The organism is Paenibacillus oleatilyticus (genome assembly GCF_018998565.1).
Taxonomy (GTDB): Bacteria; Bacillota; Bacilli; order Paenibacillales; family NBRC-103111; genus Paenibacillus_G; species Paenibacillus_G oleatilyticus.
The window spans coordinates 34,517-58,827 of the sequence record NZ_JAHNZO010000014.1 but is presented as its reverse complement, the minus strand read 5'-3'; the positions used below and the strand labels follow the sequence as shown (position 1 = coordinate 58,827).

The 24,311-nt window shown below is 50.2% G+C and carries 19 protein-coding genes, 1 other RNA gene and 1 pseudogene; 1 reads left to right on the top strand and 20 read right to left on the bottom strand.

All coding sequences use genetic code 11. From position 1 onward, the window contains the following. Positions 1-24: 24 nt before the first annotated feature. From KQX66_RS18810 to KQX66_RS18790, 5 genes are all read right to left on the bottom strand, one after another. Entirely contained in the window at positions 25-612 is a 588-nt protein-coding gene (locus KQX66_RS18810) for a TetR/AcrR family transcriptional regulator (protein ID WP_216794352.1), read from the bottom strand. 51 nt (positions 613-663) lie between these two features. Further along, on the bottom strand, positions 664-1,233 hold the full coding sequence (locus KQX66_RS18805; RefSeq protein ID WP_216794351.1) for an NAD(P)H-dependent oxidoreductase: 570 nt from the start codon (positions 1,231-1,233) through the stop codon (positions 664-666). 57 nt (positions 1,234-1,290) lie between these two features. Beyond that, complete coding sequence (locus tag KQX66_RS18800; protein ID WP_216794350.1) at positions 1,291-2,247, bottom strand: NAD-dependent epimerase/dehydratase family protein; 957 nt, start codon at positions 2,245-2,247, stop codon at positions 1,291-1,293. A 208-nt stretch (positions 2,248-2,455) separates the two neighbouring features. Beyond that, positions 2,456-2,902: a hypothetical protein gene (locus KQX66_RS18795; RefSeq protein WP_216794349.1), complete on the bottom strand. Its 447-nt coding sequence runs from the start codon at positions 2,900-2,902 to the stop codon at positions 2,456-2,458. A 98-nt stretch (positions 2,903-3,000) separates the two neighbouring features. Next, the gene (locus KQX66_RS18790) at positions 3,001-7,056 is read right to left on the bottom strand and encodes a carboxypeptidase regulatory-like domain-containing protein (protein ID WP_216794348.1); all 4,056 of its coding nucleotides are present in this window, start codon (positions 7,054-7,056) and stop codon (positions 3,001-3,003) included. A gap of 302 nt (positions 7,057-7,358) precedes the next feature. On the opposite strand from KQX66_RS18790, the gene KQX66_RS18785 reads away from it, so the two are divergent. Then, the gene (locus KQX66_RS18785; protein WP_216794347.1) at positions 7,359-8,492 is read left to right on the top strand and encodes a DUF4261 domain-containing protein; all 1,134 of its coding nucleotides are present in this window, start codon (positions 7,359-7,361) and stop codon (positions 8,490-8,492) included. 70 nt (positions 8,493-8,562) lie between these two features. On the opposite strand, the gene KQX66_RS18780 is transcribed toward KQX66_RS18785, so the two are convergent. The 15 genes and pseudogenes from KQX66_RS18780 to KQX66_RS18715 form a co-directional block, all read right to left on the bottom strand. Then, on the bottom strand, positions 8,563-9,042 hold the full coding sequence (locus tag KQX66_RS18780) for a DUF6530 family protein (RefSeq protein ID WP_216794346.1): 480 nt from the start codon (positions 9,040-9,042) through the stop codon (positions 8,563-8,565). 206 nt (positions 9,043-9,248) lie between these two features. Then, positions 9,249-10,457 carry an MFS transporter gene (locus KQX66_RS18775; RefSeq protein WP_216794345.1) on the bottom strand — a complete coding sequence of 403 codons (1,209 nt, stop codon included), beginning with the start codon at positions 10,455-10,457 and terminating at the stop codon, positions 9,249-9,251. A 2-nt stretch (positions 10,458-10,459) separates the two neighbouring features. Beyond that, positions 10,460-10,516: a hypothetical protein gene (locus tag KQX66_RS38725; RefSeq protein ID WP_438804201.1), complete on the bottom strand. Its 57-nt coding sequence runs from the start codon at positions 10,514-10,516 to the stop codon at positions 10,460-10,462. 17 nt (positions 10,517-10,533) lie between these two features. Then, positions 10,534-10,692, bottom strand: a pseudogene (locus KQX66_RS18770) (DUF6530 family protein); the annotation flags it as partial. 512 nt (positions 10,693-11,204) lie between these two features. After that, a complete protein-coding gene (locus tag KQX66_RS18765; RefSeq protein WP_216794344.1) occupies positions 11,205-13,217 on the bottom strand; it encodes a stalk domain-containing protein in 2,013 nt (670 codons plus the stop codon). A gap of 249 nt (positions 13,218-13,466) precedes the next feature. Then, positions 13,467-13,830: a transfer-messenger RNA gene (gene ssrA, locus KQX66_RS18760) on the bottom strand. Positions 13,831-14,038: 208 nt separating this feature from the next. Next, positions 14,039-14,518, bottom strand: coding sequence for an SsrA-binding protein SmpB (gene smpB / locus KQX66_RS18755; protein WP_025845132.1), 480 nt, complete (start codon positions 14,516-14,518; stop codon positions 14,039-14,041). A gap of 88 nt (positions 14,519-14,606) precedes the next feature. Further along, positions 14,607-17,081 carry a ribonuclease R gene (gene rnr, locus KQX66_RS18750; protein ID WP_216794461.1) on the bottom strand — a complete coding sequence of 825 codons (2,475 nt, stop codon included), beginning with the start codon at positions 17,079-17,081 and terminating at the stop codon, positions 14,607-14,609. 29 nt (positions 17,082-17,110) lie between these two features. Beyond that, a complete protein-coding gene (locus tag KQX66_RS18745) occupies positions 17,111-17,914 on the bottom strand; it encodes an alpha/beta hydrolase (RefSeq protein ID WP_216794343.1) in 804 nt (267 codons plus the stop codon). A 132-nt stretch (positions 17,915-18,046) separates the two neighbouring features. Further along, complete coding sequence (gene secG / locus KQX66_RS18740) at positions 18,047-18,286, bottom strand: preprotein translocase subunit SecG (RefSeq protein ID WP_010500424.1); 240 nt, start codon at positions 18,284-18,286, stop codon at positions 18,047-18,049. A gap of 121 nt (positions 18,287-18,407) precedes the next feature. Beyond that, positions 18,408-19,118 (bottom strand): M50 family metallopeptidase, encoded by a 711-nt coding sequence (locus KQX66_RS18735; RefSeq protein ID WP_216794342.1) that lies wholly within the window; start codon positions 19,116-19,118, stop codon positions 18,408-18,410. Between the two features lie 251 nt (positions 19,119-19,369). Beyond that, entirely contained in the window at positions 19,370-20,662 is a 1,293-nt protein-coding gene (eno, locus tag KQX66_RS18730; protein ID WP_127462795.1) for a phosphopyruvate hydratase, read from the bottom strand. Positions 20,663-20,706: 44 nt separating this feature from the next. Further along, complete coding sequence (gene gpmI, locus KQX66_RS18725) at positions 20,707-22,251, bottom strand: 2,3-bisphosphoglycerate-independent phosphoglycerate mutase (protein ID WP_216794341.1); 1,545 nt, start codon at positions 22,249-22,251, stop codon at positions 20,707-20,709. A gap of 1 nt (position 22,252) precedes the next feature. Then, positions 22,253-23,005, bottom strand: a complete 753-nt coding sequence (gene tpiA / locus KQX66_RS18720; RefSeq protein WP_054974582.1) for a triose-phosphate isomerase — start codon at positions 23,003-23,005, stop codon at positions 22,253-22,255. A 12-nt stretch (positions 23,006-23,017) separates the two neighbouring features. Continuing rightward, a complete protein-coding gene (locus tag KQX66_RS18715; protein WP_216794340.1) occupies positions 23,018-24,199 on the bottom strand; it encodes a phosphoglycerate kinase in 1,182 nt (393 codons plus the stop codon). Positions 24,200-24,311: the final 112 nt, after the last annotated feature.

The following is a 24,311-nucleotide window of genomic DNA, read 5'->3' as shown; positions in this document are numbered from 1 at the left end:
CCATGCAGCCTAGAACCGCTCCGTTCAGGAATCCAACGCAGAAAGCGTCACTTTTACAATATCGTCCAGAACTTTCGGATCGGAAGTCAATTTAGCGGCTTGGGTCAGCGAATATCTGGAATGGTTCAAATAGCGGGCAAGCGCCCTCAGATCGCTATGACGTTCGCTTAATTCACCTTGCTCGTACGCGCGCACCAATGCCTGATAGAATGCCTCTTCCAATCGGGAAGCATCTTGCTCGAAGAACGCGGCGATTTCGGGAACGTGAGGGACCTGGTCGATGGCACTGTGCATGATGAAGCACTCCTTACGCCGGGCCTCGTCCTTCAACACCGCCGCGATCTCGCGAAAAATATCCGCAACGGCCGCCTTGACCGAACCGGAACGATCAAGTCTCGTGAGCACGGCTGCACTTTTCTCGTTCGTGTAATGCTTGACTGCGGAGATGAAGAGGTCTTTTTTCGTACCGTAGGTGTCATACAAGCTTTGCCGGGCAATCCCTAAGCCATCAAGCAAAATTTGCAGCGAAGTGCCTTCATATCCGTAATGTCCGAACACCTCCATGGCCTTGCGAAGCACGACGGTCGTATCGAATTCCTTATTTCTTCCCATCGGTTGCATTCCTCCTTGCAAAACCATCTTACTCTTTTTCGGACCATTTAATCAAGAATGAAATAGAGTTGTTTCCGAGAGCTGAGCGAGCCATGCCTGCCTATGCTCAACGGTTGAAGAGAGGATCGAATCGAATACGAAATGACGATTTACCTCAAAGCCACAATACGCGAGTATTCCTTCATCTATCGTAAGACGCAGCGCATTCCCCATACCGCTTGCTTCATATTGTTCGCTCGACTTGTTTTGCGTATGGATGAGTGTTGCTTTCTTGCCCGCCAGCAGTCCGACTTGAACCCCATCGTCATACTTATAAGCGAATCCGTACGAAAATACGCGGTCGATATACCCTTTCAGCATAGCAGGCATTCCCGTCCACCATAGTGGATAGATGAATATGACATGTTCCGCCCACGATACGTAGCTTTGCTCCCGGACGACATCCTCTCCCACCCCGCCGAGCAATTCGCTCGGGCCAAGCACGGGCTGGAAACCGATGTCGTATAGATCCCGTACGATCACCTCGTCCCCCTCTTGACGTAAGCTTGCTGTTACTGTCTCCAGAATCGCATGGTTAAAGCTTCTTTTTCTTGGATGCGTATAGATAATCAGATGCTTCATTTCCTTTTCCTCCAATATTGGTAGTGATTAATCAATTACTTTTAGCTAAAATGAACGTTATTTTTTCTTGATCAGCTCGCGCACCGTATTCGTGATTCCTTCTTCAAAGGACGTCGCCCGCACCGGTCCGATCAACCGCTTGTATTTGTCCCCGCTCAGCACAAGCGGCTCTTCGGTCAAATAGAGCATCTCCACGACCTCCTTCATGACCGGCACCGCCATGCCAAGCAAGGATAGCCCGCCTCTTCCGAGCGGAATGACCGGTTTGCTGCTCCCGCTTGCTCGCCGGGCAATTCGCACGATTTCCTTGCCCGAGATCAAGCCCGCGCCCGGAATATGCCAGTTCTCCCCGTAAGCCTCGTCCCTGGCAGCGAGCTCCGCAATCATGAACGCAGCGTCCGGCAAGTAGACATACTCCCGTGGGACACGCATATTGCCGATGAAAAAAGTCATTTTGCCCGCCGCAATAGCTTCGAGCGTAGAGCCCAGATAGGAGGCCTCGTTCGCCGTGGGACCGTAATAGTCCGGCAAGCGGACGATCATCACCTTAGCCTGGCTCCATCGATCTTCGAAGAGCATTCGCTCGTAAGCAAGCCTAATCTTGCCTTTCCTCGTATGCGGCTGCTTCGGATGATCCTCGGTCGCCCGGTCCATCTGTCTTCTTCCATAGGGATAGATACCGTCGATCACGACTACCTTCAGTCTAAGCCGGTTGGCGGCTTCCATCACGGATTCGCCCAGCGGAATCAGCTTGCTCACCATCTCGTGATACGGCACGTTTGCGCAGTGAAACAGAACGTCCGCACCTTCCGAAGCCGTGATGATGTCATTCGGACGGAAAGCGTCGCCTACGGCAATCGTCAAATGATGCGGGTTACCCAGGTTGGCCTTGAGCTGCTCAAGCTTCCCGCGGGATCGCCCGAAGGCGACCGTTCGAATCCCTCTTCTAACCAGTTCCTCCGTAACCGAAGCGCCGGTACCGCCAGTTGCACCTATCACAATTGCTTTGTTCAATGGTCTCACCTCAATAGTTATTTATCAATCACTAACTAAATGAAAATGTATCATGTTATTAGTGATTAGTCAATAACTAATTTGTCGGGGATCGCCAAGGCCGCGGCAATGCTCCATAGCATCCCACAGGCCAGGAGCGAGAAAAACAAAACATACATTGGCTGCAATAATTTAAGCTTACTCTGCGACTTTTGCGACTTCTTGCTTGTTAATAACGAGCATTCACCATACGAATTTCGCATCCCAATAGCTGTTCAACCCTTCTCAACTGCTCTGCTGTCACTTCTTCCTCGGGGTTCTCGATTACAAAAATAAGACGCGAGAATCCTGCCGGGAAATCATAATGAAGGCCGTGAAGCGTAGTATGCGCCGAACAGCAAGGGAGCTGCACGTCCAAGTCCTTGAAGGTGCTTTGCCATGCGTTATCCATCGCTTGGTGCCACCATTTTAATTCAATCACCGTGTCGCAGCTCGGACACGTGATTTGAACGAAGTTTTCACCCTGATCGACGAATTGAATCTCTTCCGATTGCTCTACCGATATCTTATCGGTCGGGAATATGGAGGCCAGATAGGACCGTACTTGCTCTACGTTTGCTTTTTCAGGCACAAAATGTACATCCTCAGGTATCAATTTATAGATGGTGGATGACACGAATTTAACCTCCTGTATAAGATTTATATGGAGACGAATCGTGGCTTGGCAAAACCACAATTCGTCCCAGACTTGTTTCGGCGTAGAATGGGGTCAGACTAATCTGCAGGATTGAAAATGGATAACTTATTAAGCTCAATCTTAATATTACGACGAGTAACATCACCAATCGTCACGTCATAGCTTCCTTCGCTTAAAGGATACATCCATTCGGTTTTCCCATAAACGACTCCTGAATAACTAAAGCTATTGTCCGTTTTCTTAATCGATACGAATGGGTTTGTCAGAGGCTTGTCGTTACTATCTTTGAAAACCAATTTAATAAATCCGCCATAGCCTACCAAGTTAAAATCAGCCGTTTCGTATACATTTGAGGTTACATTTACATTGGATTTCGAACTTTCCACATATCCATTTGCGAAAACCATCAAATTGTATACTCCTGAAGGAACCGAAAGTGCATAATTTCCATAGACATCCGTCGTTACTGTCCATGATTGGTTGTAGGTGCTAGCCGTTACCGTAGCATGCTCCACAGGGAGGCCCTCGACACCACGTATCTTGCCTTGAATTACTCTTGTTGTTGGAACAGGGATTGAAGGATCAAAGACGGATAGCTTATTAAGCTCGATTTTAATATTACGACGAGTAACATCGCCAATCGTAAAATCATAAGTTCCTACGCTTAAAGGATATACCCATTCATTCTTTCCATAAACTATCCCTGAGTAACTGAAGCTATTATCCGTTTTTTGAATCGATACGAATGGGTTGGTCAAAGGTTTGCCGTTACTATCTTTGAACACGAATTTAGCAAATCCGCCATAGCCTGCCAAGCTGAAATCAACCGTTTCGTATACATTTGAGGTTACGTTTACATTGGATTGCGAACTTTTCATGTATCCATTTGCAAAAACATTCAAGGTGTAGATTCCCGATGGAACCGTGAGATTATACTTGCCATAGACATCCGTTGTTACTGTCCATGATTGGTTGTATGTGCTAGCTGTTACCGTAGCATACTCCACGGGGAGTCCCTCAACACCACTGATCCTGCCTTGAATTACACTTGTTGTTGGGACAGGGATTGAAGGATCGAAAACGTATAACTTATTAAATTCGATCTTGATATTACGACGAATAACATCTCCAATCGTAACGTCATAATTTCCTACACTTAAAGGATATACCCATTCGGTTTTACCATAAACTTCCGTTGAAAAACCAAAGCTACTATCCGTTTTTTTAATTGATACAAATGCTTTTGGCAAAGGCTTGCCACTGCTATCTTTGATTACCAGTTTAATAAACCCGCCACTACCTACCAAGTTAAAATCGGCCGTTTCATATACGTTTGAGGTTACATTAACATTGAATTTCCAGCTTTCCATGTAACCATTCGCGGAAGACCTTAAGGTGTAGATTCCCGATGGAAGCGAGAAGGCATATCTGCCATAGACATCCGTGGTTACTGTCCATGATTGGTTGTATGTGCTAGCTGTTACCGTCGCATTCTCCACGGGAAGACCTTCAATGCCATGTACCTTGCCTCGAATTACACCAAATATGGATGGGTCAAAAACGGATAATTTATTATGTTCGATCTTTATATTACGACGAGTGATGTCGCCAATGGTAACATCATAATTTCCGACGCTTAAAGGATATACCCATTCGGTTTTCCCGTAAACTTCCGTCGAATACCCAAAGCTATTATCTGTTTTTTTAATCGATACGAATGCGTTTGGCAAAGGCTTGCCGCTACTATCTTTAAATACCAGTTTAATAAACCCGCCGTTGCCTACCAAGTTAAAATCGACATTCTCGTATACACTTGAGGTTACATTTACATTGGATTTTATATTTTCCACGTAACCATTCGCAGAAGTCTTCAAGGTGTAAGCTCCCACTGGAACCGAGAGAGAATATCTGCCATAGACATCCGTTGTTACTGTCCACGATTGGTTATAGGCGCTCGCTGTTACCGTCGCATACTCCACGGGCATGCCTTCAATGCCATGTACCTTGCCTCGAATTACACCAAATATGGATGGGTCAAAAACATACAACTTATTCAGTTCGATCTTGATATTACGACGAGTAACGTCACCGATGGTAACATCATAAGTTCCCGCGCTTAAAGGATACACCCATTCGGTTTTGCCGAACACTGCCCCCGAATAACTGAAATTACTATCCGTTTTTTTAATCGATACGAAGGGATTTTGCATAGGCTTACCGCTGCTATCTTTGAATATTAATTTGATAAATCCGCCATAGCCTGCCAAGTTAAAATCAACCGCTTCGTACACACTTGAGGTGACAGTTACGTTTGATTTCGAGCTTTCCATGTATCCATTTGCGAAAACCTTCAAATTGTAGATTCCCGATGGAACGGAGAGGGCATATCTGCCATAGACATCCGTTGTTACCGTCCATGATTGGTTGGATGTGCTTGCTGTAACCGTAGCATGCTCTACAGGAAGGCCCTCAACACCACTTACCCTGCCTTGAATTACACTCGTTGTCGGAACAGGGATTGACGGATCAAAGACATATAACTTGTTAAGCTCTATACCAATATTACGACGAGTAACGTCGCCAATGGTAACATCATAATTTCCGACACTTAAAGGATGCACCCATTCGGTCTTCCCATAAACTAAGCCGGAATAACTAAAGCTATTGTCCGTTTTCTTAATCGATACAAAAGGATTCGACAAAGGCTCGCCGTTACTATCTTTCAACGCCAACTTAATAAATCCGCCATAACCTGCCAAGTTAAAATCGGCCGTTTCATATACGTTTGAGGTTACATTTACGTTTGATTTCGTACTTTCCATGTATCCATTTGCAAAAACCTTCATGCTGTAGATTCCCGTTGGAACCGAGAGGGCATACTTTCCATAGGTGTCCGTTGTTACTGTCCATGATTCGTTGTATGTGCTGGCCGTTACCGTAGCATACTCTACGGGTATGCCTTCTATACCATATACAGAGCCTGTAACAAAGTGAGAGCCGGGTTGATCATCATTCGGGAAGCTTACTCGGACCGGATTGGTTTTATCTTCAAGTGTCCCATCACCTAATTGTCCCCAGTAGTTGCTTCCCCATGCCCACACTGTTCCATCTTTTTTAATTGCTAAGCCATGCTGCGGAAAATCATATGTTCTTCCTGAAATAAAAACGACATCGTTTATCGTTATTGGTGTGATAACGAGCTGATCATTCATTATGTCATGTCTAACCGACAAAACAGTTCCATCAGCTTTTAAGGCAATCCCATTTGATATAGATACAATATTGTTCAGATTCGAAATTTGGGAAGGATTTGGACGATAATCATCCCAACTCCATACTGTACCATCAGATTTTAGTGCCAGCGTACTTAAATTTGACCCATTCTTAATGCCTGTTGCATTTGACCCATTCTCAATAGCTATTACATTTTCTATCCCTAAAATTTGTTTTGGAGTAGTTTGGTAAGTAGAACCGTCAACTAAATCTCCCCACTCCCAAACCGTTCCGTCTGACCTGACTGCTTTTGATTTTTCATATCCCCCTGCGATTGCAGTAACATCTGATAATTCCTTCACTTGAACCGGGGTAAATCTATTAACAGTAGTTCCATCGCCTAATTCACCGTGTGAATTAAGGCCCCAAGTCCATACTGTCCCATCGGATTTCAAAGCAAGCGAATGATGGCTCCCTACTGATATGGAAATTACATCATGTAAACCAACTACTTGTGTAGGTTTAGATTTATAAATATTAGTTCCGTCACCTAGTTGTCCTTCAGCATTATAACCCCAGGACCATACCGTACCATCTGATCTTAGAGCCAGTTGGAAACTGTTACCTACAACTTTCGTTATTTTATTCAGATATGGGATTTTTACAGGGGTCTTAATGAGATTCGGATAACCTACCATTTCACCCTTATCATTCAAACCCAGCCCCCATCCCCATACGGTCCCATCTGCTTTAACTGCAAATGATCTTCCATAGTCGGCTGTAACATTGATGAACTTAGACGATTGATTGGAATTACTGTCAGATGAAGCATACACAAAATTTGAAATAAAAAGCATCGCCATAAGCAACATTGAAAATTGTAAGATCGTCAGTCTAAACATTTTTAGCACTCTGTACATGTCGCTATCATCCTTTCTAGGTGGTTGTGATGGATCTCCTCGTGCTCGCTCTCATTGGAACAACTTCGTACAAAACTGATCGGCATCTATTATCTAGTCACATCCCTTTAAAAAATTTCTACAGCATAGGTAAATGGTCCCAATTCGAATTATACTTGAAACATCTAGGAATGTCATGGAAATATAGGTTGAAAGTGTGAAATCGAAATAATGATAGGAAGCAATCTATTAGCCCGATTTGCTCCACCGTTTGGTAATATATACAATGGATAGAGTGCATACTTCGACTAGGAGAGGATAAAATGACAGCCCAACAACAAGCGGCCATGCAGTCCATGATTGACTGGTTAGCGGATGAACGCGAGCTCGGGCGAATACCCAGCAAAATTGAAATCGCAGGAGAATTTGATTTGCATGACATGCATTACTACATATTCAAGTACAAAAAAACATTGCTTGGCAAGTGGCTCCTTGCCGTCTGCGGCGGTTATGAAGATCCATCCGATACGGAGCATTGCGGCCACATATTCAGTGAGATGCAGCCCTACGACCCGGCTACTGCGAAGCAGGAAGCCATTGCTATGGTGGAGATGATCCGCGAGTACTGGATGAAGCAGGCAGCTGCTATTGAGGCTGCACAAACACAAGAAGGCGACGCGGAATCTCAGGACGATTCATCCGGGTCCGGCATTTTTAACGGGTTCGTTCTGCTGAACTCTTCGGAGTGCGATCTTGATCAGGTAAAGGAACACCTTCTGCAGGATTGGAACATCTCCTGCTCATCGGCAGAGGGAGAAGGCCACCCCCAGGAAGAAAAAGAAGGAATCCTTGTCTTCGAAGTGGACGGCTTCACTGCAGCCTTAAGCTTTGTCGATGCTCCTATACCGAACGGAGAGGCGGAGCATTATGCACAGGGCAACTACCTGTGGCGAGAAGCCGCGGACATTACCAAAACCCATGTCGCCCAAATGATTGTGGCCGTATTTACCCGATCCGGCTCTCCGCTCGGCAGCGGCAGGCTTTACACTAAGCTGGCGGCCAGCTGCTTGAAGCTTCCCAATGCTATTGGGCTCTACTCATCCGGTACCGTGTTTCAACCGGAGCTTTTTCTGGAAATGGCTGAAATGATGAAATCGGATGACGCTTTTCCATTGTTGAATTTGGTTCACATTGGTCTGGTCGGAACCGAGACAGGAATGAACGGCTATACCCACGGGCTGAAATCCTTTGGCAAAGATGAAATCGAAGTGCTGGACAGTCAGACCTCTCCTGCCGAGCTGCGCGATTTTCTGATCGACATTTCCGGTTATGTGGTGGAATATAACGTATCTTTAAGGGACGGAGAAACAATCGGCTTTAGCGCAGAACAAAAGCTGCCGATTACCCGTTCGGAAGGCGTATATGTTAACGGAGAAAGTCTTAAGATCAAGTACTGATCTCCTGAATTTCCGCAAAACAAAAGCACCGGCCGCCTAGGCCGATGCTTTTTACTTTATTTCATCTTCTTCAATATCCCATTTCCTTCAATATTCTTGATAATGTACGCAGGCGTTCGCCGATCATTTCATCGTCCTCGCTTAAAGCTTGGCTGAACAGCTTGATATCTTCATTAATTCTCTCATTGTCCGTACATATCGCTACGGTCATGGCATCCCCTTGCAAGCCAACCCGGTCGATGACAGGCTGCTGCGGATCATATAGATGCTCGTATCTGTACGCTTCGCGAAAATGCGCCAAGGACCGACAAATCAGAATGGACAAATCAAGAACGCGATGAAGAGGCAGTTCCTCCGATTGCCTTGACCATTTTTCGCCCGTGTATCTCCATACCTTAGCGGAAATATCAATCTTCCCTCTATCGTTCCACTGGGCCAATCCTAAAGAAAGGCCTTTTGCATCTGTATTTCGAGCGAGTCGGCCGTCAATCTGCTCATAATTTTCCGACACGACTACAGGCTTATGTTTTAAGGTCGTAGGTATTTTCATATTCGTTCCCTCTTTTCATTTACTGATTTACTGACCCACTAAATGACTGTTTCATCTTATCTTGGATTGCAACGTTAGTCAATCCGCGTGAGTCAAAAGCCCCCGGTAAATGAACAAACGGCAGTCTTGGACGGAAAAAAGTCCCGGACTACCGCTGTTTTAAATGATCCTAAACTAATCTGCCTTAGGCCCCCATAGTCAATCCGTTATGATGCCTTTCCTCTCTCATCTTTTCGTCCTTTCTCAGCAATAAGAGGGGTTAGCAAAAGTGCGCCGGCAATAATCAAACCACCGCTCACGACATATACGGCCAACAGGGAAAACGATTCCTTCAAATAGCCGGATAGGAACATGCCAATCACCATCATCCCCATAAAAACAGGCGTAATCGCGCCGGATACCCGGCCAATAAATGCCCCTTCCGTGTTCCGCACAATAAGCGTCTGGATTCCGCCTTGAATACAAGGGTAAAACAAACCGCTGATCACCAAAAGAACGATTGTCAGCCAGATCGTGGTAGAGGCGCCTATTCCAATCGTACAGACGGCGGCGACAAGCAAGCCTACCATGAGCAACAGCTGCGGCTTCACCTTTTTGGCTATCCCCATGATGGCAATTCCGCCTACCAACATGGCTGCCCCGTTGGCCATAACAAACCATTGCAAAGATTCTTTGTTCAATCCCAATTTCTCGATGACAAGGAAGATCTGAAGCGGCTGAGTCAGTCCTGACGCTAACCCGACAGCCGAGAAAGTCAGGCTGAGTGTTCTTAAGGATTGATTCGACCCGATATAGCGCAGCCCGCCCGTCAATTCCTTCATGAAGCTGCCGGCATCCCCGGACTTCGGTTCTTCCGCATCACGTGGAAGTGATGATAATATCAGCGAAGACCCCAGGAACAGAACTGCCGTCAGAATCAGAGATACGTTAATTCCAAACCGGATGAAAATAAACGTGCCGATAACGGGACCCAACACCATAAAGACAGCAACAAGAGTTTGGGATATTGCCATCACGCCCTGCAGTTGATCCCCCAGCACATGCTGCTTGTATAGTTTCATGCCCGAAGGCTGAGAAAATTGAGACAGGCTGGCGGAAATAAATGATCCGACGAGAAGAGCAATCCATCCGCCGTTCATGACGGCAAGCAGCACAGTCACAACGGACAAGGCAGACAGCAGATCGCTCCATACCATTGTCCTCTTCGGCCGCCATCGGTCGGCAAAGGTCCCGCCAATAAGTCCGAACAGAAAAATCGGAGCGAATTCCGCAACCGAAATCAGCGATACATAAACCGGGTTATTATTTGTCAATTCGGTAACATAAAGAAGGACGGCATAGTTCCGGATCCATATTCCCAACTGCAGCAGCACCCGGGAAAGGATAATAGTTCGAACATAACGATTGGAAAACATTTTTAATACCCCATATCCTTTAATATTTGCGATAACGGACGCAGACGCTCGCCGATCATCTCGTCATCTGCGTTCAGAGCTTGGTGGAAATAGCAGCCTTTCCTCTATCGCTGCGCTGGGCCAACCCCAGGGAAAAACCTTTCGCATCTGTGTTACCGGCGAATCGACAGTCAACCTGCTCATAGTTTTCCGACACGACAATAGGTCTGTGCTTGAAGACAGCAGGTAATTTCATACTTTATCCCTCATTCCCATTTACTAAATTACTGGATTATTAGATTACTGATTTACTAAATTACTGCTTAAGTTTATCTTGGATTTCATTCTTAGTCAATCTTTTTTTAAACGTCATCTCGGCCCAAATGATTGGAGAAACGAAAAATAAGCCGATACAGCCGACCAAAGCCTTGAATCCGAATCGCCTGTCAAATCCTGTGATGGCTTGGGTCAAACCAGAAAAAGCCGCATTTTATGCGACTTTTCAATCCACTCCCTATAAACCTGAACGAACTTATCTCAATAAGTTCAATACGTACGAAGAACTGTAAGCAGCAATTGTGGAATACAGGCAATACCTTTTCAGTTCAGCAGCAAAAAAATGGCACCAACCATAACGATATGGCCGGTGCCAGAGCTTTTTCTTTTTTCACTGTCTACTTGACGGAGGGCACTTCATTTGGCAAAACCACAATCCGCCGCCTCTGCGTGATCCCAGAGTAGAGTGCAGGCTGCTTGCTAGTCCAAAAATTAATGCAGCTGCATTAGATTGGCATCGTTAATGTCGTACAAGGTACCATGATTACTTTGCACAAGCTTGATAATTTGCTCGTAGGCCAATCCGCTTTGCGGTGCAATGGCATCAAGAGTAACATGATTCGTTTGCAGTTTAGAGATAATTTCTTCGAGAAAGAAGCCGGACATTCCTTGCGAGGTGCCTTTATCGTGAACAGGGGCATCGGTTATAAAGATGATTCTTTTGGAGTTCTTGCTCCCTGATAATTTTTGAAGCGCCATATCAATAGCCTCCAATCCGGATTCCTCCAGATCTTCTCCCCCGGAAGCCACTAAGTTATCTAATTGCGCCTTTAACAAATCTTTATTATTCGTGAAATCAAAAAACTCGAAATCCGGATTATAAATATCCACAAAATTAATATCCCGATAAGCAACGATAGCAAAATTAGAGCCGGATGGGACGGAATCCACGAAGCTGCTGACCGTTTCTTTCACATAGTCGATGACTTCCCCCATACTGCCTGTAACGTCAATTACAAAAACGATATCGGAAGAATTCGTAATCCCTTTCGATATGTTTTGTAAAATAGGCGAAGAAGCCGACGGTTCGGACGGTTCCTGCACTCCCGCCTCGATTGGAGTTTTCTCGCTTTCAGCGGTCGTAGGAATAACGGGCTTATTTTGAAAAACAATAACCGACTTGGATGCCTCGTTCCACTCTACAACTCCCCCTAGAGCTTCACTCACGAATCGAACAGGAACCATGGTGCTTCCATTGATTAATTGTGCGGGTGCACTCAAAGTTACAGGAACGCCATTCACATAAGCTATACCGGAACCAATCGTTAATACGATCGTTTTGCCTTCTCTTGTTGCCGTGACCGTTTGGGTGGTGCTTTCCCATTCCACTGCTGCGCCGAGCGATTCGAAAATGGCCCGAAGCGGAACAAGCGTGCTACCGTTCCAATTTACAGGTGCCTGTGCATAAGCTTGCATTTGTCCGCCAATAAAGACTTGAATAGTTTGCGGTTCATTGTTAATCGGAACGAATTGAGGGATCGATGCCGCCAATCCACCCGATTGATTGACAGTCTTCAAATAAAAGTAATATCCCCCCGATGGCAGCCCAAGCTTGCTCAATGAATAAGTTGAAGGGCTATTGGGGGTAACTCGGATTTGCTTAACAAGCTTGCCCTTCGCATTTTTGACCATTAAATAGGTAAAATAGGTCGGCTGTGAAGTTGCAGCTGTCGTATTCACCGTGAGTGTATGATCCGGGTTTAGCGCAACTGTGCCGGGAAAGCTTGCTCCGCCAGGTACTTGGAATTCCGGTTTAACGGAAGTATTGGTAGATGGGGCTGCAACCGAGCCTGACGGAGGATTCGATGTAGATTCCCCGCGGGATGGTTGGACACCGGCAATGGAAGTTTTGGGAAAATAAAAGTAAATTTTCGACTTCGCGCCCGGTGCCCGGCGTTTTTCTAAGACCGTTACCGTATTATTCTCATGGTTAAAGGTAAATTCCGAAGATCGGACTTTAGAACCATCTATGTATAAACTGACATTTTTACTGGAGTTGATAATATAACGGGAAGTTACTTTAAAAACTCGCGTTGAACCATCCCCCTCGGAAAGAGCATTTCCAATTTTGTCCGTGCCCGACTCTCCTTCTCCCCATTCAAAGGTAGGGCTGATTAAGTATTTAATGGAAATTTCGGCCCCTAAGTCGGGAGCATTACGCATCGTTATGGTGCTGTTCTCATAATCAACCGTATACTCCTTAGACTCAATTTCACGTGCATTGATAAACAAGCGAAGCTTCGTATTCGTAGCTGTAATTCGATTACCCGGCGCGAATTTAAAAACGCGATTGTATCCATCCCCTTCTTGAAGGAGACTTACCAGGTAATCGCCTTCCCTAAAATCAAGGCGGTCATTCGCACTTGCAACTCCGGCACGAAAATCCAAGGCTCCGAGAAGCAACAAGAAAACAATAAACAAACTAATCATTGTTCTACTATTCATCTACTTCACCCCGTTACGAAAGACATGGTTAAATATTTTGCTGCAAAAATACTCTGCGAAAAGTAATTCCGATTTCTTGGCCCCATCCTCTTCGATAACTGAAAATAAACTTTTGCTAGGATCTGCTCTGCCTTATTCATCCTTATATCTATATCGGAAAAATAACACATAAAATGTTATATTTTTTCTGCTTTCGTTTCTCCTAAAATAAAAGCACCGACCTTTTTCGGTCGGTGCTCTTTTGTACTTAAATGGAGACGAGGGGAGTCGAACCCCTGTCCGAAGATAACGCCACACAGGCTTCTACGGGTGTAGTCACAGTTTTGATGTCACCCGAGCGTCGCCCCGTAACCGGCTACGCGTTAGGTCAGCCTGATTATCTTCTTCAGCTAGCCGCAGGCGGAGACTAGACAGCGTATCCCACTAAGGTTGAGCCCCTATCCCGGCACATGGGCGATGCAGGGTAGAAGCCGCGTCACAGGTTATTAAGCTGCGAAAGCGAGTTGTTGTTGTTGTTTGCCATTTAATTGGCTTTAGCGTTGATAAAGCGGACGCGTCCCCACTACCCGCAACCCATGCTCGAACTATCCCCGTCGAATCCAAGAACGTCCCCGCATAGGTGGATCTCCCATCGGATGGGAGACCCTAATTAAAAAGGTTATGAAAAAAACTTACCTACAACTTCTGCTGACTTCTGCTATAAAAGCTGTGCACTTCCCCAAGTGCCCTTTCATTATAACATATCCTTGAGCAAAATGAAGGGGCGAGTTGTTGGAAGCGATACCAGAACCTAAACATACTGGCGAATTTCCGCCAAAACGTTACCTTGCGACCTTCTGCTTCTCGCGCAGCGCTCGCTGAATATCCCGCTGAGCATCGCGCTTCGCCGCCGTATCGCGCTTATCGTATTGCTTTTTCCCTTTACCCAAGCCGAGCAGCAGCTTCGCATAGCCGTTGCGCACATACACCTTGAGCGGCACCAGCGTATAGCCTTCCTGCTTCGATTGGCCCAGCAGTTTGTTAATCTCGACTTTCTTGAGAAGAAGCTTGCGGGCCCGCGTCGGATCGCTGGGGTTAAACCGGTTGCCTTGCTCGAATGGGCTGATGTGCATATTGTGCACGAACGCTTCGCCGTTGCGGATCGTCGCGAACGCATCGCCGATATTGGCTCGTCCGAGCCGCAGCGATTTGATCTCCGTACCGGTCAGCACCAGGCCGCATTCGTAAGTATCCTCGATAAAATAATCGTGAGACGCTTTTTTGTTCTGCGCCAGCACTTTTCCATCGCTTTTTTTGCTCATGCCCCCGTAGCCGCTCCTTCCCATACCGATTTCCAAACAGAGGGATGGAGTCCATTGTACCAACTCCATCCCCGGAAATCAAGGGGAACTAGCGCTTGACGGTCTTTTTGCGCTTCTTCTTGGCGAAGCCGATGCCCACGCCGCCGCCTTTGGCTGCCTTGCCCACGGCTTTGGCGCTTTTGCGCCCTGCGGCACGGCCGGTCGCCGTGGCGCCCTCGCCCGTGCGCACCGCCTCCAGCGCACGCGTCTTCGCGGCTGCCGGGCCCTTCCCGCGGCCGTTGCCGCCTGCGCTGCGCTTCCCGGGGCGCTCTGCGCGTCCAGTGCGTGCTGCGCCTGCGGCGGCTTTGCCTGCCCGGCCGGGACGGCCGTCGCGCTTGGTCTTGCGCACAGCGTTCAGCGCGTCGACCAGGCTCATCTTCTGCGGCCGCGGTTTCATGTCGACCATCTCGAAATCGATGGTATGCTCTTCCATGTTCACCCGCGAGATGCGCACCTTCACTTCATCGCCAAGGCGATAAATTTTGGACGTGCGCTCGCCGATGAGCGCGTGCTGAGCGTCATGGAAGTGGTAATAGTCGTCCGTCAGATCGGATAGACGGATGAGCCCTTCTACGGTGTTATCCAGCTCCACGAACATCCCGAAGCTCGTCACGCTGCTGATGATGCCGTCGAATTCTTCACCGACTTTGTCGAGCATGAATTCGGCCTTCTTCAGCGCCTCTGTCTCCCGCTCCGCATCGACCGCCACCCGCTCCCGCTCGGACGATTGCTTCGCAATATCGTCCATCCGCGAAGCCAAGTACTCATGCCGCGCTTCGCTGAGCGTACCGCTCTCCAGCACCTCGCGCATGACGCGGTGAATGACGAGGTCTGGGTAACGCCGGATCGGCGACGTGAAGTGCGAGTAAAATTCCGCGGCCAAACCATAATGGCCCAGACTCTCCGAATCGTACTTCGCTTGCTTCATCGAACGCAGCATCACCGTGCTGATGACCGTTTCTTCCTTTGTACCCTTAATTTCCTCAAGCAGCGTCTGCAGCGCCCGCGGATGCACCGAATTGCCTTTGCCCCGGACAACATAGCCGAAGTTCGTAATGAACTCCATAAAATGCTGCAGCTTCTCCGTGTCCGGGTCCTCGTGAATCCGGTACAGGAACGGCACCTTGAGCCAATGAAAATGCTCCGCCACCGTCTCGTTCGCCGCCAGCATGAACTCCTCGATGATCATCTCGGCGATCGTCCGGTCCCGCTTCACGATATCCGTCGGCTTGCCGTCCGCATCGACCAATATTTTCGATTCCTGAAAATCGAAATCGATCGCACCGCGGCGCATCCGCTTCGACCGCAGCTTCATCGCCAGCTCTTCCATCAGACGGAAGTCGTCCATCAGGTACGCGTATTTCTCCAGCAGCTCCGGCTCCGGTGCTTCCTCGCTCAGCAGCTTGCGGACGTTCGTATACGTCATCCGCTCGGTTGTCTTGATCACGCTTGTAAAAATATCATGGCGCACCACGTTCGCATCCGCGTCGAATTCCATCTCACAGGACATCGTAAGCCGATCCACCTGCGGATTCAGCGAGCAGATCCCGTTGGACAGCCGATGCGGCAGCATTGGAATGACCCGGTCCACCAAATACACGCTGCACCCGCGGTTGTACGCTTCATTGTCAAGCGGCGAGCCCTCGCGCACATAATAGCTGACGTCAGCGATATGCACGCCGAGCACATAATTGCCGTTCGGCAGCCGCTCCACGTTGACGGCATCGTCCAAGTCTTTGGCATCTTCCCCGTCAATCGTAACGATACGTTTGCCGCGTAAATCGCGGCGGCCCTTCAGATCCTCTTCCGCGATCACCTCCGGGACAGCCGAGGCTTCTTCCATCACCTCATCCGGGAACGCTTCGGGCAGCCGGTGCTTGCGAATAATCGAGAGAATATCGACGCCCGGATCGTTTTTATGACCCAGAATCTCCACCACTTCGCCTTGCGCCGCTGCTCGTCCTTCCGGGTACGATACAATTTTTACGACGACCTTATGGCCATCCATAGCACCGCCGAACGATTCCTTCGGAATAAAAATATCCCGCACTACCCGCTTGTCGTCCGGGATAACAAACGCATACTCCTCGTGGGATTGGAACAGACCGACGATCTGCGTATTGCCCCGGGTGACCACCCGTACGACTTCGCCCTCCATCCGGCCGCCGGACGGGCTCTTCGACGTGATCCGCACGAGCACGATATCCCCGTTCATCGCCGTCCCCATGTCGTTGGCATGGATGTACACATCCGGTTGATCCCGGTCGTCGGGAATGAGGAAGCCGAAGCCTTTGGCATGCGCCTGCAGCTTGCCGCGCAGCAGATTCATCCGCTCCGGCACCCCGTACCGTTCGTTGCGCGTACGAAGAATAAGTCCTTCATTCTCGAGCTCATTGAGCAGCTTGAGAAACGCTTTGAACTCCTCTGCGCTCTCCAGCACGAAGTGCTGCTCCAGCTCATGATACGTCATCGGCTTATACGCCGTCTCTTTCATAAAATCTAGTAAAACTTCACGCGTTATCAATGTTCTCACCTGCCTTTTCTTTCTATAACCTATGTCTGATTTTCCACGACCGCCTGTTTCCATGTCCCGGCCTGGTCAAGCCTCGCCAAAAAACGGGATATATCTTCGTATACCCGCTCCCGCCACTCGTCAAGCAGCAAGCCATGGGAGGAATGGGGGTAATACTCGATTTGACGGACGAGCGAGGAGACATGCCGGTAAATGTACTCTGCGCTTTTCGGAAGGACCATCCCGTCCTGTATGCCCTGCCCGACAAATAACGGTGCCGACACTTGTCCCAAGTTCGCTTTTACGAGCTTCATCAGCTTCCGAAGATCGACCACGCACCGGACCGGCGTCTTGTCATATGTACAGGCTTCTTCCATCAAATGTGCAGCAGCAGACGGCCTCCGTTCGATGTAATTGATAAAATACTGCAGCACCAGGGCCAACGAGGTTTTGCGGCTGGACAAAAACATCGGCGCCGCCAGCGAAACCACGCCATCAAGTCTTCGCTTCATCGCCAGCTCCAAAGCCAACAGCCCTCCCATAGAATGGCCGATCGCCACAATTTTGCCCTCGCGAGCCTGCCTGGCAGCCATCGCATCATAGCTGCGCAGCACATGACCGGACCAATCGTGCATACCGGTTCGGATCATGTCCTCCGGCGTCGTGCCATGCCCCGGCAGCAGGACCGCATTAACAGTATAGCCCAGATCGTTCAAATAATAGCCTAGCCGCCGAAGCTCCGACGGGGACCCCGTAAAGCCGTGAATGAGCAGCAGCTGCGTCGACGCCCGCTCACCGGTACCTTCCAGCCGAAAAGGCTCCGTTGTTTTGTATACTCGTTTCAAGCGCCCCGCCTCCGTCTCGCACCCTTCGGGATGTTCCAGGCCGTCCCTTCCTTCCTGGAGCGAGATCTATCCATGTGAAAAGCTACAAAAAAACAGCAGGAGTAATATTCCCCTGCTGTCGCCTTTTTATGTTTACGCGCCTCTTACAAAGTACGCCACAATCAAAGATAAGACGAAGAATACAACGGCGAGACCCATAGTCAAACGGGACAAAAACAGCTCCAGCCCCCGCGCCTTCTTCTTTCCGAACAGATGCTCCGCCCCTCCGGAGATGGCACCGGACAAACCTGCGCTTTTTCCCGGCTGCAGCAATACGGCCGCAATCAAGCCAAGCGAAGCGATGACCAGGATGATCTTCAATGCTAATTCCATGATTCCACCTCCTGCAAAAATAAACGGACTTGTCCGAAAATAGACAGCATGCTTAGTATACCACAAAAAATACGCACTGACAAATCCTGTTGGATCGTCCAGGCGTATTTTTACAAAATCTTTAATCTTCGAACTGCTGCCGGTATGCGGGACGAGAGGAACGTGACGACTTGCGGCCGCCGAGAAACCACTTCAGCGCCCGTACCGCGCACCATAAGGAAAACAGCGTCAACAGCACGGCCCACCCGATAGCCGGGATCGGAGTCACCAGACTGAGGTTCGTCGCATCGCCCGCCTTCGCCGGATCGTTCCACGCATACAGGATCAACGAGAACGGTCCGAAAACCGACTCTTCCAGCGTGAGGAAGGCCAGAAGCAGGTAATACAGATCGCTGAGCCAGCGCGGCATAAACGCCAGCATGATCGTATTCAAGATAATGAAGCCGAGCAGCCAGAAGATTCCGAACTCGTTGCGCACGAACAGGATCAGAGCCACGATGGCGATCGCTGTCATCACCTGCAGTCCAAGCCGCTGCTTGTCACTGGCCCGCATCCGGAACATGAAGAGCGCAAACAGCGAGGCCGTCATGTACCCTGCCAGCGCAATCGGAAGGAGACTCCACCGGCTTGTTACCTGCGAATACGTCACGCCGCTATGGTTCGCGAACAGCTCGATGTACATTACTTTGCCGGAGAGCGCCAACGTCACGATCGCGTGGCCGAACTCGTGAATCATCGTATCGAGATTGCGGAAAAAATCACTGAAGGGAATCAGATGCGTAAGAAAGGCCGATAAAATCAAGAAAAATACGGTCTTTATCAAATTACTCATGTGATCCCCTCCGGGTGAGTGTCAGTCGTCGTTGTGAGTTTGATGCTCGTGCAGTTACGGGTATTGCTGTCCTCCTGCGGCTGCTCTTAAAAACGGGTTCTATGTGAACTTACCTTTCGGTAATAACCCGTTTTTAAAGGCAGCACGTAGACTCTACGGAGGACACAATACCCTTCACCTTCGTGCCGTCAAAAACAATACCGTCTGACAGTTATTTTATTATTAAACCCCTGTACTTTACAACTGCAAACTTACTTGAAGTTTTTCAGGTTGTAAAATGCGGATTTGCCTGCGTATTGAGCGACGCTTGCCAATTGGTCCTCGATGCGGAGCAATTGGTTGTACTTCGCTACGCGGTCGGTACGGGAAGGCGCACCGGTTTTGATTTGGCCTGCGTTCGTAGCTACCGCGATATCCGCGATCGTGCTGTCTTCGCTCTCGCCGGAACGGTGGGAGATAACCGCCGTGTAGCCAGCGCGTTTTGCCATTTCGATCGCGTCGAACGTCTCGGTCAAGGAACCGATTTGGTTCACTTTCACGAGGATGGAGTTGCCGATATTTTGCTCGATGCCTTGGGACAGGCGGTTCGTGTTTGTTACGAACAAGTCGTCACCGACGAGCTGTACTTTGCCGCCAAGCTTCTCAGTGAGCAGCTTCCAGCCTTCCCAATCGTCTTCGGAGCAGCCGTCTTCGATCGTGATGATCGGATATTTGTCTACCCAGGAAGCGAGGAAGTCTACGAACTCGGCGGAAGTGAACGATTTGCCTTCGCCTTCAAGATGGTACTTGCCGTCTTTGAAGAATTCGGTGGAAGCTACGTCCATGCCGAGGAATACGTCGACGCCCGGCTTGTAGCCTGCGCGCTCGATTGCCGTGATGATCGTTTGAATCGCCGCTTCGTTGGAGCTCAGGTTCGGAGCAAAGCCGCCCTCGTCGCCAACAGCCGTGTTCAAGCCTTGCTCTTTCAATACGTTTTTCAAGCTGTGGAAAATTTCCGCGCCTGTACGCAGCGCTTCTTTGAAGGTCGGAGCGCCTACCGGCAATACCATAAACTCCTGCACGTCCACGTTGTTGTCCGCGTGTGCGCCACCGTTGATGATGTTCATCATCGGAACCGGAAGCGTCTTGGCGTTGAATCCGCCAAGGTATACGTACAGCGGAATGTCCAGCGCTTCAGCTGCTGCGCGAGCTACGGCCATGGATACGGCGAGAATCGCGTTGGCGCCAAGCTTCGCTTTGTTCGGCGTGCCGTCCAGCTCGATCATGCGCTTGTCGATGCCGACTTGGTCAAGGGCGTTCATGCCGATGATTTCCGGTGCGATTAAGTCGTTCACGTTCTCAACGGCTTTCAGTACGCCTTTGCCGAGGTAACGGCCTTTGTCGCCGTCACGAAGCTCTACAGCTTCGTAAGCGCCTGTCGATGCGCCGGATGGAACGATAGCGCGGCCGCGCGCTCCGGATTCCAGATATACTTCCACTTCTACCGTCGGGTTACCGCGGGAGTCGAGCACTTCACGTGCGTATACATTGGAGATTACAGTCATTGCTAGAACACTCCTTCTCGTTTTTTATTCCGTTTGCACAAGGGTTAACCGCGTGTTGCAACGATCGATTTCCCGGTCATTTCCGCCGGCTGCGTCACGCCCAGAAACTCGAGCATCGTCGGGGCGATATCCGCCAAAATGCCATCGTTTCTTAGTGTAACATGACTGTCGGTGAGAATGAAAGGGACCGGATTCGTCGTATGCGCAGTATTACGCGAACCGTCCGGATTCGTAACGACATCGGCGTTGCCGTGGTCGGCCGTAATTAGCGCGACCCCGCCCTTCGCCAGAATGGCGTCGACGACTTTGCCGAGGCACTCGTCCGTCGCTTCGATCGCTTTGATCGTCGGCTCCAGCAAACCGGAGTGTCCGACCATGTCAGGGTTGGCAAAGTTCAGGATGATCACGTCTTGACGCTCGGCCTCGATCTCCTGCACCGCCGCTTCCGCTACCTCGTAAGCGCTCATCTCCGGCTTCAGGTCATACGTCGCCACCTTCGGGGAGTTGATAAGAATACGCGTTTCGCCCGGAAGCTCGACGTCGCGGCCGCCGCTGAAGAAGAACGTGACGTGCGGATACTTTTCCGTCTCGGCAATGCGGAGCTGCTTCAGGTTGTTCTGCACCAGCACCTCGCCGAGCGTATTGTCCAGATTCTTCGGTTTATACGCAACGTAGCCGCCCACGGTTTCGCTGAAGAGGGTCAGGCACACATAATACAAATCTTTCGGGCACTTGTCTCCACGGTCGAAGCCGCGGAAATCGCTGTTCGTGAATACTTGCGACAGCTGGATAGCCCGGTCCGGACGGAAGTTGAAGAACACGACCGAATCGCCGGACTCTACCAGACCGACAGGCGTGCCGTCCTTCTTCACGATGACCGTCGGCATGACGAACTCGTCGAATACGGAACGGACGTACGATTCCTTGATGGCGTTCATCGGGTCCTCGAAGGTTGGTCCATCGCCGTATACCATCGCGCGGTACGACTTCTCCGTACGCTCCCAGCGCTTGTCGCGGTCCATCGCGTAGTAGCGTCCTTGCACCGTAGCGATGCGTCCTACGCCAAGCTCCGCAATTTTGCTTTGCAGCTGCTCCATGTAGTTCACGGCGCTGTCCGGCGCCACATCGCGGCCGTCCAGAAACGCGTGAATGTAGACTTCTTGGAAGTCTTCCTTCTTGCACACTTCCAGCAATGCGAACAAGTGTGCGATATGGCTATGTACGCCGCCGTCGGACAGCAGACCGTACAGATGAAGCTTCTTGCCATGCTCGCGGGCATGGCGTACAGCACTGAGTATCGTTTCGTTCTCGAAAAACTCGCCTTCGCGAATCGACTTGGAAATCCGCGTCAAGTCCTGATACACGACCCGTCCGGCACCGATGTTGAGATGACCCACTTCCGAGTTGCCCATTTGCCCTTCTGGCAACCCGACAGCCTCGCCGCAAGCGGTCAGCGTCGTATGGGGAAACTGGTTCCAATACCGGTCGTAATTCGGCTTGTTCGCCTGCGCCACCGCATTGCCCTGCGTTTCGCCGCGAAGGCCGAAGCCGTCCAAGATGATCAATGCTACCGGTTTCGGTCTGGCCATGTTACTCGGCCCCCTTGATCAAATCAATGTAGGATGCCGGCTCCAGACTCGCGCCCCCTACCAGTGCGCCGTCGATGTCCGGCTGCTGCATGTACTCGGCGATATTGTTCGGCTTCACGCTGCCGCCGTATTGAATCCGTACCGCCGCTGCCGTCTCGGCTCCATACAAGCCGGCAACCAGCTCGCGGATGTAGCCGATCACGTCCTGTGCGTCCGCCGCGGTCGACGATTTGCCCGTTCCGATCGCCCAGATCGGCTCATAAGCGATGACGACTTTCGCCGCCTGCTCCGCGCTCAAGCCGGCAAACGCCGCTTCGGTCTGCACTTTGCATACGTTTTTCGTTTGGCCCGCTTCGCGCTCTTCCAGCTTCTCGCCGACGCATACGATCGGAGTCAAGCCGTGCTTGAACGCCGCGTGCACTTTTTTGTTGACCGTTTCGTCGGTTTCCGCAAAATAAGCCCGGCGCTCGGAGTGTCCGATGATCACGTACTCTACGCCCAGATCTTTCAGCATCACGCCGCTGATCTCGCCAGTAAACGCGCCGTTGTCTTCAAAATGCAGGTTTTGAGCGCCGACCTTCAGCGTCGTGCCCTTCACCGCTTCTACCAAGGCCGGAAGGTTCGTAAACGGCGCGCAAATGACGCTCTCGACGCCCGCCGCTTCCGCCTTGCCCTTAACCTCGCTGACGAAGGCCAGCGATTCTCCTACCGTTTTGAACATTTTCCAGTTGCCTGCAATGATCGGTTTGCGCATTTGCCCCGCCTCCTATTTATCGTTTAAAGCCACGACGCCTGGAAGCGCCTTGCCTTCCATAAATTCCAGAGAAGCTCCGCCCCCGGTGGAGATGTGATCCATTTTGTCGCCGAGATGGAATTTCTCTACAGCCGCCGCCGAGTCGCCGCCGCCGATGACCGTATAGCCGGCCGTCGCCGCGCAAGCTTCAGCTACCGCTTTCGTTCCGTCTTCGAACGGCTTCAATTCGAATACGCCCATCGGCCCGTTCCATACGACCAGCTTGGATTCCGCAATCGTTTTGGCAAACAACTCGCGGGTTTTCGGTCCGATGTCGAAGCCTTCCCAATCCGCCGGAATTTGGTCGACGTCTACGATTTTCGCATTCGCCGAAGCGCTGAAATCGTCGCCGACGACAACGTCAACCGGCAGCAGGAAGTTCACGCCTTTTTCCTTCGCTTTGCGCTCGAATTCCTGCACTAGCTCCAGACGGTCATTGTCCACCAGGGACTTGCCGATCTCGTAGCCTTTCGCTTTGAAGAAGGTGTAGGATAGTCCGCCGCCAATGATGATGTTGTCCGCAATCTCGATCAGCTTCTCGATGACAGCAATTTTGTCTTTGACCTTCGCTCCGCCGACAATCGCGGTGAACGGACGATCCGGGTTGTTGAGCGCTTTGCCGAGAACGTCGAGTTCTTTTTCCATCAGCAACCCGGATACGGCCGGCAGATGATGCGCGATACCTTCCGTGGAAGCATGAGCCCGGTGCGCGGCGCCGAACGCGTCGTTGACGTACAGATCCGCCAGTTCGGCAAAAGCTTTCGCCAGCTCCGGATCGTTCTTCTCTTCGCCCGCGTAGAAGCGCACGTTCTCAAGCAGCAGCACGTCGCCGTCGTTCAGCTTGGAAATTTGCGCTTTGACTGTGTCGCCAATCGCTTCGTCCGCCTTCGCCACCGGCTTGCCGAGCAGCTCGGACAAGCGTGCCGCAGCCGGAGTCAGCCGCATCTCTTCGACAACTTGTCCCTTCGGACGGCCCAAATGGCTGGCCAGAATGACTTTCGCTCCGCGATCCGTCAAGTACTTGATCGTCGGCAGCGTTTCGCGAATCCGCGTATCGTCGGTAATTTTTCCGTTCTCCAGCGGCACGTTGAAATCGACCCGGACAAATACGCGCTTACCGCTAACTTCTACGTCACGAACGCTTTTCTTATTCATCTTCCATGCCTCCCAGCGGTTTTGTCTCTTCCTACCCACACACAAAAAATTGTGGGGACGTGCCTGGTTTCCACTATTGAAAGGCAGCTCGCGCGAGCGCAAATGGGGTGTG

What these genes read in the sequence shown, in the direction of transcription:
- KQX66_RS18810 (WP_216794352.1), bottom strand. Translation starts at nt 612, where the DNA reads ATGGGAAGAAATAAGGAATTCGATACGACCGTCGTGCTTCGCAAGGCC.
- KQX66_RS18805 (WP_216794351.1), bottom strand. Translation starts at nt 1,233, where the DNA reads ATGAAGCATCTGATTATCTATACGCATCCAAGAAAAAGAAGCTTTAAC.
- KQX66_RS18790 (WP_216794348.1), bottom strand. Translation starts at nt 7,056, where the DNA reads ATGTACAGAGTGCTAAAAATGTTTAGACTGACGATCTTACAATTTTCA.
- KQX66_RS18785 (WP_216794347.1), top strand. Translation starts at nt 7,359, where the DNA reads ATGACAGCCCAACAACAAGCGGCCATGCAGTCCATGATTGACTGGTTA.
- KQX66_RS18780 (WP_216794346.1), bottom strand. Translation starts at nt 9,042, where the DNA reads ATGAAAATACCTACGACCTTAAAACATAAGCCTGTAGTCGTGTCGGAA.
- KQX66_RS18775 (WP_216794345.1), bottom strand. Translation starts at nt 10,457, where the DNA reads ATGTTTTCCAATCGTTATGTTCGAACTATTATCCTTTCCCGGGTGCTG.
- KQX66_RS18765 (WP_216794344.1), bottom strand. Translation starts at nt 13,217, where the DNA reads ATGAATAGTAGAACAATGATTAGTTTGTTTATTGTTTTCTTGTTGCTT.
- smpB (WP_025845132.1), bottom strand. Translation starts at nt 14,518, where the DNA reads ATGAGCAAAAAAAGCGATGGAAAAGTGCTGGCGCAGAACAAAAAAGCG.
- secG (WP_010500424.1), bottom strand. Translation starts at nt 18,286, where the DNA reads ATGGAATTAGCATTGAAGATCATCCTGGTCATCGCTTCGCTTGGCTTG.
- KQX66_RS18735 (WP_216794342.1), bottom strand. Translation starts at nt 19,118, where the DNA reads ATGAGTAATTTGATAAAGACCGTATTTTTCTTGATTTTATCGGCCTTT.
- eno (WP_127462795.1), bottom strand. Translation starts at nt 20,662, where the DNA reads ATGACTGTAATCTCCAATGTATACGCACGTGAAGTGCTCGACTCCCGC.
- gpmI (WP_216794341.1), bottom strand. Translation starts at nt 22,251, where the DNA reads ATGGCCAGACCGAAACCGGTAGCATTGATCATCTTGGACGGCTTCGGC.
- tpiA (WP_054974582.1), bottom strand. Translation starts at nt 23,005, where the DNA reads ATGCGCAAACCGATCATTGCAGGCAACTGGAAAATGTTCAAAACGGTA.
- KQX66_RS18715 (WP_216794340.1), bottom strand. Translation starts at nt 24,199, where the DNA reads ATGAATAAGAAAAGCGTTCGTGACGTAGAAGTTAGCGGTAAGCGCGTA.